The following is a 13,405-nucleotide window of genomic DNA, read 5'->3' on the forward strand; positions in this document are numbered from 1 at the left end:
CTCCGACTCGCTTCGCGCCTGCCGCAGAAGGGTCCCATAGGATGCGGCGTGCATTTTTGCGAGTATTCAGCACGCCAAGCTGTGTGTATATACGCATCGGAAGCGTTAATCAACGTCTCCAGGCGCATAAATATTGTGTTTTAGACCAGACATCGCGGTCTGACGGGACGCAGACACATACTCCGGGGGTGCAACGGCAGGGATCAATAGCTTAGGGGCCCGTATGTTGCAAGATTGTGGCAGTGCCGACAGCACCACGATGCTGAAAACTCCGTTTTTTGCACGGCGCAGACGGGGGTAGGCACGGGCAAACCCGGACTGAGCTGTTATTTTATGCAAGATGACGATTGTTCTATGCATATTAAGAAGTGCAGTTACCGTACCAAGCTTTTGAACGCTGGTTGCGGCGTATGGACGACCCCAGCTGCGGTGAACAGGCGACCTTACATCACGTTTCCGCCAGCCCGCATCGCCGTTCGCGCGCGGGCGCGCACGATACGAGAGACGGTACTTTTGCCAATCCCGGTATACCGCTCAATCTGGCGCACCGTAAAACCGGCATCGTGCAATCCAAAAATAACGGTATCGCGCTGCGCCGGCGGTGCGACTTTAACCCCACGAAGCGGAACCCCGAGCTCCTTCGCCATCTTGTCGGCAAAGGCGTGGCGTTCCCACTCCGTCTCTTTCATATCGCACAGCGCTGGCTCACTGCCGTCGGGCGCCGAAAGCGAATAGGCAATAAAGCCCTCGGCAGAACCAAAAAGCTCAAGCACGCAAGAAGGATCAGAAAATCCCCTCGCGACATCGGCCGCGTCACCGTCGTAAGCGCACAAATGCTCCGCAAGGCTACTCCAGGGATAACGCTCTATTAGGCTAACGCCCGCCTCCTGCGGATCGGCGTGTACGGAGCGAATAGCCTCCATCACCTGCCAATCGGTATCGAGCGAGCGCCGGTCAAAACGGTTCTGGAACAGATGCCCTGTGCGCCCCGTGCGTTTATTGAACCGCCGCGCGTACGTCAAAAGCAACCGGTGCATCGCCGCGCTCATCCTGTCTTCGTAATCTGCAAGCACCAAATGCACGTGAGTGCCCATAAGGCACCAGGCGATAACCGTCACGCCCTCCTCGCGGCAGCACTCGCGCATCAGCTCCAAAAACTCCCACCGGTCTTCATCGCCCTCAAAGATGAGCTGTTTGCCCACACCGCGAGCACAGACATGGTAAAAGCCGGTAACCGTTCTCCAAACGCGCTGCATGGCGCTCCCTTCGCCGGGATCTGCTTACCATCCAATACAGCACGATTGAAGCGCGCCATCAAAACATTCACGCAAAACAATACACTCGCGCGGCCAAAGGCAGCAAACAGGCGGCGAACGGCACCGTTGCAACAGGTCAACCCCTGCAACGCTTACAAGAGCCGACCAAAAGCTTGCCCAAGACGGACCCCCTCTACGGAAGCTCACGACCACAGAACATAGAGTTAAACCGTTTCAATTAAAACTTCAGGACTTCTCGCTACGAAAACTGAGCCGTTCGCCGAATATTCCGTGCATTTCGCGGTATTATAGGGGCTGCATGTCATGTCCCTTTCGAAGGGTCGCCCGGCAATCGCCAGCCACGACCCCCAGACGGGACGCCAACACGATAGAGAGGAGAGGCATGCAGTACTCACAGGAAGTGGAGAACATGTGCCCCGTTGCCAAGGGTGCATACCACGGCCCCGCACCCATCCCCGAGGAGGGCAAGTGGGTCCAGGCTAAGGAGATTTCCGACATCTCCGGTCTTACGCACGGTGTGGGTTGGTGCGCACCTCAGCAGGGCGCCTGCAAGCTCACGCTGAACGTCAAGGACGGCATCATCGAGGAGGCCCTCGTTGAGACCATCGGCTGCTCGGGCATGACCCACTCTGCCGCCATGGCTTCCGAGATCCTTCCCGGTAAGACCATCCTCGAGGCCCTCAACACCGACCTCGTCTGCGACGCCATCAACGTTGCTATGCGCGAGATCTTCCTGCAGATCGTTTACGGCCGCAGCCAGACCGCGTTCTCCGAGGGCGGCCTGCCCGTGGGCGCCTCCCTCGACGACCTCGGCAAGGGCCTTCGCTCTCAGGTCGGCACCATGTTCGGCACCAAGGCCAAGGGCGCCCGTTACCTCGAGCTCGCTCAGGGCTACGTCACCCGCATGGCTCTCAACGACAAGAACGAGATCATCGCATTCGAGTTCCTGAACCTCGGCAAGTTCACCGACGCCGTCAAGGCCGGCAAGACCCCCGAGGAGGCCATCGCTGGCGCTATGGGCCACTATGGTCAGTGGGAGAACGCTGCCAAGTACATCGACCCGCGCACCGACGAGGAGACTCACTCCGTCGCCAGCGTGTTCCCGGTTCACGAGTAGAAAGGGAGGGAAATAACTATGACTGTTACGTTCGAAGGTTACGAGCGCCGCGCTGACAAGATCAACAAGTGCCTCGCCGACAACGGCATCGCCTCCCTCGAGGAAGCTCTGCAGATCTGCACCGACAAGGGCTTCAACCCGCGTGAGATCGTCAACAACACCCAGTCCATCGCCTTCCAGAACGCCGAGTGGGCCTACACCCTCGGTTGCGCTCTCGCTGTCAAGCGTGGCGCCAAGTCCGCTTCTGAGGCTGCCGCCATCATCGGCGAGGGCATCCAGGCCTTCACCGTTCCCGGCTCCGTCGCCGAGGACCGCAAGGTCGGTCTGGGCCACGGCAACCTGGGCGCTATGCTGCTCTCCGACGACACCGAGTGCTTCGCCTTCCTGGCCGGTCACGAGTCCTTCGCTGCCGCTGAGGGTGCTATCGGCCTGGCTCTGAACGCCAACAAGGCTCGCAAGAAGCCGCTGCGCGTCATCCTCAACGGTCTGGGCAAGGACGCTGCTCAGATCATCGCCCGCATCAACGGCTTCACCTACGTGAAGACCCAGTTCGACTACTTCACGGGCGAGCTCAAGGTCGTCGAGACCATCCCCTACTCCGATGGTCCCCGCGCCGCCGTCAACTGCTACGGCGCCGACGACGTCCGCGAGGGCGTTGCCATCATGTGGCACGAGAACGTCGACATCTCGATCACCGGTAACTCCACCAACCCCACGCGCTTCCAGCACCCCGTCGCTGGCACCTACAAGAAGGAGCGCCTCGAGGCTGGCAAGAAGTACTTCTCCGTCGCTTCTGGTGGCGGCACTGGCCGTACCCTGCACCCGGACAACATGGGCGCCGGCCCTGCCTCTTACGGCATGACCGACACCATGGGCCGCATGCACTCCGACGCCCAGTTCGCCGGTTCTTCCTCCGTGCCTGCGCACGTCGACATGATGGGTCTCATCGGCATGGGCAACAACCCCATGGTCGGTGCCACCGTCGCCTGCGCTGTCGCCGTCGAAGAGGCCCTCAAGGCCTAATCGCGCCCGCGCGATGCTCATATAGCTGAGCTTTGGAGCCGCTACCCACCCGGGTAGCGGCTCTTTTTGTTTGCGCTGTCGCAGGGTAGCTAATGCCGATATATCAGTTGGGGCGAAATACAAGATGTGATGAGATGGAGCGTCAGAGCGTCCATGACGCCCACCTGCCATATTTGCCCTTTACCGATTTGCCGAGTTTTTGCGGCCCCATTGCCGATCACCCGTGCGACAATGCGCCGGACGAGAAAGGAATCCGATGGAATCGACTGATGTACTGGTAATTGGATCTGGCATTGCGGGCCTTTGCGCCGCCATCGAAGCGGCACGCACGGGTGCAACCGTCACTGTGGCAAGCGCCGGCAAGACTATGAGTGGATCGAGCTTCTTCCCCGGAACCTGGGGCCTAGGGCTTATCGGACCCGTTAACGAAGACGACGAGCAGGACCTCATCGACACCATCCTGGCCGTCGGCGGCGGCGTTGCCGACCCCGAACTCGTCCAAGCGTTCGTCCACGGCATTCCCCAAGCGATTGACTGGCTCGAGCAAGACCTGGGCGTTGAGCTCCAGCGTCCGCAAAGCGCCAAGAGTGCTCAACAAAAGCAATTTATCCCCTGCTTTGACCACAAGACGCGCATGTGGCGCGGCCTCACCCGCAAGCCCCTTGAGGACGCTCTGACGACCTGGATCGAGTCGCTCGGCATTCGCCTGCTCCCCCGCCATGAGCTTATCGACCTTGTTGAGGACACGAACGGCAGAATAACCGGAACCGTGCTCTACGACCTCACCGAAAATCGAATCGTGCCCTTTGCTGCCAAGGCCACGATCATCGCAGCCGGTGGCACAGGCGGCCTGTTTGAGCGCAGCCTTACGTCGGCCGATGTGCTCAGCTCCTCGCAGGCCATCGCACTCGCGCACGGCGCATCGCTTACTAATATAGAGTTCATGCAGATGATGCCCGGCTTCATCGAGCCCAAGCGCAACCTGGTCTTCAACGAGAAAACCTGGCGCTACGTACATGTAGACCAGCCGGCAGATATTGCCGACGACAAGCTGGACGACCTGCTCGAGCAGCGCTCTGGATATGGTCCTTTCACGTCACGCTTGGCCTCCCGCGCTATCGATCTTGCCATCGATCAGGCAGGCGCCGAAGGCCTGGCGCTCCGCTACGACTTCCGCCGCGAGGATGTCCCAGAGTTTGTGCAGACCTTTGCCACCTGGCTGCAAGACGAGCACGGCATCGCCCCGACTGACGAGATGCGCGTTGCGATGTATGCCCACGCCGCTAACGGCGGCATCAAGATCGATAAGACCGCGTACACGGGCGTTGAGGGCCTCTACGCTTGCGGCGAGGCGACAGGCGGCATGCACGGAGCCGACCGCATTGGTGGCTTATCAAGTGCCAACGGCATCGTGTTCGGGCGCATCGCGGGCGCATCGGCAGCCCTTGCAGCGCAGAAGGAGCCTGAGGCAGCCCTGAAGGCGGATATCACCCTCCCCCAGTACGGCATTGCCACAACAGATGCCGAACGCCTGACACACGGCCTTAGGCACACGATGAGCACCTATTGCATGATCAACAGGGCCGAAACAGGCCTATCCGAGGCCCTGCAACAGCTTGAAAGCCTGCAAGACGAAGCCACGGCTCTAAATAAGCCACATGCCAACGACAGCGAAATCGCTGCCCTCGCCCGCCTGCAATCGCAGATTCGACTAGCACAGGAAATGGTCAAAGCCATGCGCAAGCGAACTGAAAGCCTAGGTTCACACTTTCGAGCGGACTAAATCGATTCTCACTTTAAGCTTGATCACAACTTCTCAACATGCATCGAGCCCCGTAAGCATGATTCCCCTAAGGGAAACACGGTGCAGATTACTCAGCTCCGCGCCCCGACGGGTTCGACCCCGTGCGAGGTCAACAAAAAAGCGACCAGCCTGAGCCAGTCGCTTTAACAATCTTTGGGTGGGCCGTCAGGGGATCAGCCTGCTGTGCAGGCGGCCGCTGCGGCGCTTTGCGCCTTGCGCGCTGCGCCGGCAAACGCTTACGCGTTTCCTCAGCTCCGCGCCCTTTCGGGTCCGACCCCATGCGAGGTCAACAAAAAAGCAACCAGCCTAAGCCAGTCGCTTTAACATGCTTTGGGTGGGCCGTCAGGGGGTCGAACCCTGGACCTTGGGATTAAGAGTCCCCTGCTCTACCAACTGAGCTAACGACCCAAAGCTAAAGTCCGTTATGGCGGACTTTAGAGGAGATATCGTGTGGTGGGCCGTCAGGGGTTCGAACCCTGGACCTTGGGATTAAGAGTCCCCTGCTCTACCAACTGAGCTAACGACCCGATATCAACACGAAGCAAGAACTGGGGTGGGTAAAGGGACTCGAACCCTCGACCTACGGGACCACAACCCGTCGCTCTAGCCAACTGAGCTACACCCACCGTGTCCTGTGCGCTTCGCGCTCGACTATTATTGCAAGGAACGCCACGCGATGCAAGCCCCAATTTTCAAGAATTTTGAAAAGAGTTTTTCGAGCGCGTTTCGAGCAATTCCCACCGGTTCCATAGGAGTAAACTTGCCCCACTGCAAATCCTCGAAAGGACCGGCATGAAAGAACTCTCCAACCGCACGGCAACATTTACCGATTCGGTCATCCGCCGCATGACACGCATCTCCAATAAGTACGATGCCGTCAATCTCTCGCAGGGCTTCCCCGACTTCGATCCTCCGGCGCAGCTGCTCAACAGCCTGAGCACCATCGCCGCCGACCCCAAGCCGCTCTACCACCAGTACTCCATTACCTGGGGCTCCCAGGCCATGCGCGAGGCGCTCGCCGCCAAACAGGAGCACTTTATGGGCATGCCGATCGACCCCAACCAGAATATCGTGGTCACCTGCGGCTCCACCGAGGCCATGATGGCCGCCATGATGACGGTTACGAACCCCGGAGACAAGGTCGTCATCTTCTCGCCGTTCTACGAGAACTACGGCGCTGACACCATTCTCTCGGGTGCCGAGCCCATCTATGTGCCGCTCAACCCGCCCACATTCGACTTTGACCGCGAGGCGCTCGAGGCTGCCTTCCGCGACAACGACCCCAAGGCCATCGTCCTGTGCAACCCTTCCAACCCCTGCGGCAAGGTCTTTACGCGCGAAGAGCTCACCTTTATCGCCGACCTGTGCAAAAAGTACGACGCGTACTGCATCACCGACGAAGTCTACGAGCACATCGTCTACGCGCCCCATGAGCACGTCTACATGGCCACGCTGCCCGGCATGTTCGAGCGAACCATCAGCTGCAGCTCGCTGTCTAAGACGTACTCCATCACCGGCTGGCGTCTGGGCTACACCATCGCCCCGGCCCAGATCACCGAGCGCATCAAGAAGGTCCACGACTTTCTCACCGTGGGTGCCGCCGCTCCCCTGCAGGAAGCCGTTGTCACCGCCCTCAACTTCGACGACAGCTATTACGATGAGGTCCTCGACCTCTACACCGCCAAACGCGACCTGTTCTGCCAGGGGCTCGATAGCATCGGTCTTGAGCATAACGTGCCGCAGGGCGCCTACTACGTCATGATGGACATCTCTGAGTTTGGCTATGACAGCGACCTCGAATTCTGCGAGGACCTCGCATCCAAGGTGGGCGTGGGCGCCGTGCCCGGCTCGAGCTTCTTCCGCGAGCCCGTCAACCATCTGATTCGTTTCCACTTTGCCAAGCGGGACGAGACGCTTAACGCGGCACTGGAGAACCTCAAGTCGCTACGTGATAAAATCAAGCCGCGCGGGTAAGGACGGCCCGGCGACTAAAGCAACCAAAGAAGCCTCGCACCGCCCGCCGCGTTGCGAGGCTTCTTTTTATAGCGCTTTCTTAAATGGTTTAGAGCTCTATACTTTAGTCACGGAGCAACTCGTCCCAGAGAGAGGAATACTATGGCAGAACAGCAGCTTATCGGAGCGCTCGAGGCCGGCGGCACCAAGATGGTCTGCGCCACGGGCTATGCAGACGGTACGGTCCTGGAGCGCGAGCAGATCGCGACCACGACCCCGCAGGAGACCGTCGAGGCCGTCAACGCGTGGTTTGCGAACAAGGGCATCGCCGCGCTGGGCATCGGCGCCTTTGGCCCCACCGCAGTCAATCCCGCCTCACCCCAATACGGCAAGATCCTGGAGACGCCCAAGACGGCATGGCGCTACTTTGATCTGCTGGGCACTATCCAAAACGAGCTCAATATCCCCTGCGGCTACGATACCGACGTCAACGTCGCCTGCCTGGGCGAGGTCACCTTTGGTTGCGCCCAGGGCCTCACGGACGTGGTCTACCTGACCATCGGTACCGGCGTGGGCGCCGGCGTGCTCTCGGGCGGCCAGCTCGTGCACGGCATGATGCACCCCGAGGCTGGCCACATCCTGGTCACGCGCGACCCGCGCGACACCATCGGCGAGCATAGCGCCTGCCCCTTCCACGACAATTGCCTCGAGGGTCTCATCGCAGGTCCCGGCGTTAAAAAGCGCTGGGATGGCAAGAGCGCCGGAGACATGGCCGATGACCCGGAGGCCATGGACCTGCTCGCCGGCTATCTGGCACAGGCGCTCATGACCTACACGCTGTGCTACGCGCCGCAAAAGATCATCATCGGCGGCGGCGTGGCCGACCACACCCCCATCGTGCCGCTCGCGCGCAAAAAGTGCGCCGAGATGCTCAACGGCTATATCGTCACGCCCGAGGTCAACGACATCGATACCTACATTGTCAACAACAGCCTCGAGGGCAAGCAGGGCATCATGGGCTGCCTGGCCCTGGGCGCACAGGCGCTTCAGTAGCAGACGCACCCACAGGGCGTGGCGCGCCCGGCAAATCCGACCTACGGAACGACGCCACCACGCCTCATATAAGCCCTCAAATAAAAAAGGCCGCCTAGGACCAAACAATACGTCCTAGGCGGCCTTTTTGGCGCACATCAGCGACCGTAAGAGATATCGGAGCACAACGCCCGTTGCCGCTCCACAGCAGTCGATCATCACATCGGTGATCATGCCGGCGCGTCCCGGCACAAAGAGCTGAATCGTCTCGTCGATCGAGGGAATCAGCAGCAGGAACACCGCCGTGGGCAGCAGCACGTCAAAGGTGCGCCGGCCCTCAAAATCAAAGGCGTGCGTTGCCAAGATGCCGAGCACCATATACTCGGTAAAATGCGCGCACTTGCGAACAACAAAGTTGGTCACCCATTCATATGGAAGTCCCACGCCGTGCAGGAAACCGCGGATAGCTTCCATGACCGTTAGGCTCAGCGAGCCCGACCCCGAGCCGGGAACCAGCGAATTGCCCCAGATCAAGAGCGCCATCAGGCAGGTCACGACCGCCCATTTTCGATTTATCTTAACCATGCAGAAGTTATGCCTCCGCGCGGAGCGGCGCGAAGCTGGCGGTACCGCCCTCGATAACGCTCAGGTAGGCACGGCCCGTACGCTTGGCGGTAGAGGACTGCAGGCGCTCGATCTCCTCCTCGAGGATCTGATTGACGCGCTCGTGACGACGGTTTTCCATAATGCCGGCGGCAATAGCCTCGGCCCGCTCGATGCTCTCACGCGAGATACGTGCAGTATCCTCGGGGAACACAGCGCTGTGACGGCCGACATAGGCGGGGGCAGCAGGCTGAGGGGCAGCGACGGGAGCGGGGGCTGCAACAGGAGCGGGCTCGTCAATCTCATCCAGAATCGCGGTGGCGGCGGCCCACATGTCCTCGTGGCCCGAGTAATCGGCCATGGGGACATCAACCTCGAGCGAGGCGTCCGGAAGGTCGCCGGTGTCGATGCGATCTTGGGCATCAATCGATGCGGTGATGGCTGCAGGCTCATCGAGGTCATCAAGATCGATGTCCGCGGCACCGGAGATGATAGGCATGCTGGCGAGGTTTGCATTGTACGGCGCAGCCTCAGCCGCCTGCTGCTGGGCAGGAGCGCCCCAAAGCGAGCTTTCGGCGGCACGGCGGGCGGCAACGGCCTCCTCGTCCGCGGCCATGGCTTCATCAACGTACGAATTGTCGGCAGAAGCGTTCGCGTCCGCCGAGGTAGCGCTGTAGGCGTTATTGGCTGCCGCGTTGGCGACGAGTGCCACGAAAGCCGCCGTGCTGCCCGCAGGGGCGGCCTGGGAGCCAGACACGGCACGCGCCGCGGCGGCGATGTCGTCGCGATTGAAAGAGCCGGTCTGCCCGCCGTTGGTGAGCTCGTCGATGGCGACTTGATAGACGTCGCGCGAGTGTGCAGGGTCGCAGCTCACCGGTGAATCGTCGTCGAGCATACTGTCGATCATGGACCAAGCCTCGTCCTCGTCCATAGCATCTGCGGCTCGAGCGATGGTAGGGACACCATCGTCGGCATGACGGCGCTGGAACGCACCAGTCAGGCCGGAAAGGAATGCCGAGGTAGACTGCTCCGCCTGAGCCTGAGAAGCAGAAGCCGCAGCGTAAGGAGTCGCATCCTGCTGCTGAGCTGGAATCGAGGCGGTCTTGAACTCGCTTTGATGCTGATTGAGATTGGCGGCACCGCCCATGGCATCGGGCTGGAACAGACGCTCTTCACGCTGCGCACAGTACTCGGAGATACCCAGCGAGGCGGCATAGATACCCACGCCCGCCACCGCACCCACGGCGAAGGGAACCGCACCCGCCACGACCGTCTCGTTCACCGACGAAAACGGCAGCGTCGCGGCATACATAACCACGGGAGCGGCAAGGCCGATCCCGCACGAAAGTCCGGCAAGGACTGCTCGTTGTGTTGCATCAGAAGAAGCCATGAGCTCTCCCCATCTTCCAGCACCCAAATCGCATCATTCAGTTGGCTGCGCGAGAGAAGATGAAGCGGGGCTATGCCCCAAAGCAACGGTATATGGTTCGTTTCATCTGCGTTTTCCGTCGCGAAGCTTAAGAGCTATTATGCGAAACCGCCCTATCGATTGCAAGCGACGATGTCGGATTGAAACGGGAAACCTGCTGCTTGCAAGTCTTATGGTCAAAAATAAGTGCGAAGCGGCGATATAGAAAAGGGCCGAGGCTCAAAGCCCCGACCCTTTATCGCATTGATGATTAACGCTGCGTGTGGATTACAACCTAGAACGTCTGCTCGTAGTCGCTGTGCTTTTTGGCCGAACGCACCAGGAACTCCTGGTTGGTGTTGGTGCCCTTTAGACCCTTGATAAACGATGCGGCCGCGCGCTCGGTGTTGTTCATGCCGGCAAGAATGCGACGTAGACCAAAGACAAACGGACGCATCTGCTCGTCGACCAACAGGTCCTCGTTACGCGTACCGGAGGCAACGGGGTCGATAGCCGGGAAGATGCGGCGATCGGCTAGGTCGCGGTCGAGCTTAAGCTCCATGTTGCCGGTGCCCTTGAACTCCTCAAAGATGACCTCGTCCATCTTGGAACCGGTGTCGATGAGGGCAGAGGCCAGGATGGTGAGCGAGCCACCGTTCTCGATATTACGGGCTGCGCCCAGGAAGCGCTTGGGCGGATACAGGGCCGCCGAATCGACGCCGCCCGAAAGGATGCGGCCTGAGGCGGGCGCCGCCAAGTTGTAGGCGCGGGCAAGACGCGTGATGGAGTCGAGCACCACCACGACATCGCCGCCCAGCTCCACGATGCGCTTGGCGCGCTCGATGACGAGCTCTGCCACACGAGTGTGGTTGTCGGCGGGCATATCGAAGGTCGACGCCACAACCTCGCCCTTGATGGAACGCTGCATATCGGTAACCTCTTCGGGGCGCTCGTCGACGAGCAGGCAGATGAGGTGCACCTCGGGGTTGTTAATCGAGATAGACTGGCAGATCTTCTTGAGGATTGTGGTCTTGCCGGCCTTGGGCGGGGACACGATCAGGCCACGCTGACCCTTGCCGATCGGCGACACGATGTCGATGGCGCGACCGGTAATGGAGTCCTTGCCATGCTCCATGCGCAGCGGCTCGTTGGGATAGACCGGGGTGAGGTCACCGAACTTGGGGCGGTTGCGAATCTGCTCGGGGTCTAGACCGTTGACGGTCGTGATTTTGGCGAGGCCGGCGCGCTTGTCGCCGCCGCGCGAAGGACGAAGCGAGCCCTCGATGACGTCGCCCGTGCGCAGACGCGCGGAGCGGATGAGGTAGGCGGGGACGAAGGCGTCGTCGTTGGACTTCATGTAACCGTGGGCATGGATGATACCGGAGCTGTCCGGACGAATCTGCAGGATGCCCTTGATGTCGCGGAAGCCCTCGGCCTTCGCGGCGGTGACGTAGATCTCCTCGACGAGCTCGGCTTTCTTCTTGCCGGTCGTCTCGATCTCGAACTCTTTGGCCTTCTCGCGCAGTTCGGCGACCTTCATGGCAGCGAGCTCCTCACGCGAAAGCGTGGGCTCGGTGGGGGCGGCGTTGCGCTCCTTGTTGCGCTGTTTGCGATCGCGCTGGCGGTTGCGACGGTCGTTGTTGCGCTCGTCCTTGCGCTCATTGCGCTCGTCGTTGCGCTTGTGCTGGCGACGGTTGGGGCGAGCGCCGTCTTCGGCCTCGGCGGGCGCGGCGCCATCGGTTGCGGCGGCGTCAGCATTGGCCGCAGCGGCTTCATTGCCCTCGGCGCCGGAATCGACTTGCGCTTCGACATCAGCCTGCTGCTCGGACGCCTTGGCCTTAGCGGACTTCTTACGACCGCGCTTGGGCTTCTCGGACGCAGGCCGTTCGACGTCCTGGGGCTCGGCGGCATCAATCGATGCATCGACGGTCGTCTCGGCGGAATCCTCGGACGCACCCTTCTTGGCAGCCTTGGCCTTGGACGTGCGCTTAGCAGCAGTACGATGGCTGCGACCAGGACGGACATCGGCGAGCTCGACATCGGCGGGAGCGGCCTCGGAAGTCGTAGCATCCTGGACGGGTGCATCGGCAGCGGTTGCAGACTCGGCAGCCGCAGCAGCATCCCGAGCGGCTGCAGCTGCGGCTGCGGCCTTCTCTGCCTCGACGAAGGCCTTGGGCTTGCGACCGCGACGGTGCGGGCGCAAAGCCGGATCGACAACGGGAACTTCGCTGGCCTCGACAGGCGCAGCGAGCTCAACAGGCGATGTGCCCTCCCCTGCCGCGGAACGGACCGAAGCCTCAGTGAGCTCGGGGGTTACCTGATCGGCAACCTGCTCGGCCTTAGCAGCCGTGCGACGGCGTGTGCGCGGTACCGGCTTCTCGGTCGGCTGGTCGGCGACAGGGGTCTCGGTGGCGGCAGGTGTCTCGGGCACAGACGGAGCTGCAAGCTCGGTCAGAGCCGCGGCCTCGCGCTCGGCAGCACGACGGCGGGCGCGCACCACCTGAGCCTCGCTAATCTGCGCCAACGCACGCGCCTGCGCGACCTCATCGGAAATCGGCTCCGAGGAGTCAGCTGCAACGGTGCGCTTGGCGCGCGTCGTGCGCGTGGCACGGCGCTTGGGCTTGGTGACCTCCTCGCCGTCAGCGACAGGCTTGGCCGCGCGGCGCGTGCGCTTGGGCTTTGCCGGAACAGCCTCCTCACCAGTTGCAGGAACGGCCTTCTCAGCCGTTGCAGGCGTAGGCATCTCAGGAGCCGAGGCTTGCGCGGGCGCCGCGACCTGGTCCGACGCAACCGGTGCAGCGGGAGCGGCCTGCGTCGTCGTTATTTCGTTTTCTTGCTGTTGATCAGACACAGTGTTTGCTCAACTTTCTTTTCAAGCCCTGTGATCACATGCTCCCTGCATAAACCTTCAGGGCGGCTAAACAGTCTAGCTCCGTCAAATACCGACGGACATCATTGATCTGTATCGAGATATTTGCGTCATATACGCAGCGTTAGTGTAACACAACCGCAACCACCTGCAACTTAGTCATTGAGGACGTTCTTAAACGACTAGTCAAAAGCCTTGATTATCAACTTCATCCGAACACCTCCCACATTCATCCGCACATGTGCGGATGAATGTGGGAACCCGATACCCTGAGGGCCGGACCGGCCGGCCCCGGGAGATCGGAGGACGGCATGTCCGG

General features: G+C 61.0%; 9 protein-coding genes and 3 tRNA genes. 5 read left to right on the forward strand and 7 right to left on the reverse strand.

Features of this window, described 5'->3' with window-relative positions:
- Nucleotides 1-443 precede the first annotated feature (443 nt).
- Nucleotides 444-1,256 (reverse strand): transposase, encoded by an 813-nt coding sequence (locus AAAX77_RS09250; RefSeq protein WP_349105966.1) that lies wholly within the window; start codon nucleotides 1,254-1,256, stop codon nucleotides 444-446.
- A 403-nt stretch (nucleotides 1,257-1,659) separates the two neighbouring features.
- Here AAAX77_RS09250 and AAAX77_RS09255 point away from each other — a divergent pair, with 403 nt between their 5' ends.
- The 3 genes from AAAX77_RS09255 (at nucleotide 1,660) to AAAX77_RS09265 (ending at nucleotide 5,200) form a co-directional block, all read left to right on the forward strand.
- Nucleotides 1,660-2,394: a nitrogen-fixing protein NifU gene (locus AAAX77_RS09255; protein WP_006235554.1), complete on the forward strand. Its 735-nt coding sequence runs from the start codon at nucleotides 1,660-1,662 to the stop codon at nucleotides 2,392-2,394.
- A gap of 18 nt (nucleotides 2,395-2,412) precedes the next feature.
- Complete coding sequence (locus AAAX77_RS09260; protein ID WP_006235553.1) at nucleotides 2,413-3,417, forward strand: GGGtGRT protein; 1,005 nt, start codon at nucleotides 2,413-2,415, stop codon at nucleotides 3,415-3,417.
- A 256-nt stretch (nucleotides 3,418-3,673) separates the two neighbouring features.
- Complete coding sequence (locus AAAX77_RS09265; protein ID WP_349105967.1) at nucleotides 3,674-5,200, forward strand: FAD-binding protein; 1,527 nt, start codon at nucleotides 3,674-3,676, stop codon at nucleotides 5,198-5,200.
- 356 nt (nucleotides 5,201-5,556) lie between these two features.
- Here the strand turns inward: AAAX77_RS09265 and AAAX77_RS09270 are convergent.
- The 3 genes from AAAX77_RS09270 to AAAX77_RS09280 form a co-directional block, all read right to left on the reverse strand.
- A tRNA-Lys gene (locus tag AAAX77_RS09270) sits at nucleotides 5,557-5,629 on the reverse strand.
- 43 nt (nucleotides 5,630-5,672) lie between these two features.
- Nucleotides 5,673-5,748, reverse strand: a tRNA-Lys gene (locus tag AAAX77_RS09275).
- A 22-nt stretch (nucleotides 5,749-5,770) separates the two neighbouring features.
- Nucleotides 5,771-5,847, reverse strand: a tRNA-His gene (locus tag AAAX77_RS09280).
- A 166-nt stretch (nucleotides 5,848-6,013) separates the two neighbouring features.
- Between AAAX77_RS09280 and AAAX77_RS09285 the strand changes: the two genes are divergently transcribed.
- On the forward strand, nucleotides 6,014-7,195 hold the full coding sequence (locus AAAX77_RS09285; protein WP_006235487.1) for an aminotransferase class I/II-fold pyridoxal phosphate-dependent enzyme: 1,182 nt from the start codon (nucleotides 6,014-6,016) through the stop codon (nucleotides 7,193-7,195).
- Nucleotides 7,196-7,336: 141 nt separating this feature from the next.
- Entirely contained in the window at nucleotides 7,337-8,227 is an 891-nt protein-coding gene (locus AAAX77_RS09290) for an ROK family protein (protein WP_349105970.1), read from the forward strand.
- Between the two features lie 114 nt (nucleotides 8,228-8,341).
- On the opposite strand, the gene AAAX77_RS09295 is transcribed toward AAAX77_RS09290, so the two are convergent.
- From AAAX77_RS09295 to rho, 3 genes are all read right to left on the reverse strand, one after another.
- Entirely contained in the window at nucleotides 8,342-8,791 is a 450-nt protein-coding gene (locus AAAX77_RS09295; protein ID WP_006235485.1) for a VanZ family protein, read from the reverse strand.
- Nucleotides 8,792-8,798: 7 nt separating this feature from the next.
- Nucleotides 8,799-10,199 (reverse strand): hypothetical protein, encoded by a 1,401-nt coding sequence (locus tag AAAX77_RS09300; protein ID WP_349105972.1) that lies wholly within the window; start codon nucleotides 10,197-10,199, stop codon nucleotides 8,799-8,801.
- 313 nt (nucleotides 10,200-10,512) lie between these two features.
- Entirely contained in the window at nucleotides 10,513-12,960 is a 2,448-nt protein-coding gene (gene rho, locus AAAX77_RS09305; RefSeq protein ID WP_349105974.1) for a transcription termination factor Rho, read from the reverse strand.
- Nucleotides 12,961-13,405: the final 445 nt, after the last annotated feature.

This window comes from Collinsella sp. CLA-ER-H6, assembly GCF_040092305.1.
Taxonomy (GTDB): domain Bacteria; phylum Actinomycetota; class Coriobacteriia; order Coriobacteriales; family Coriobacteriaceae; genus Collinsella.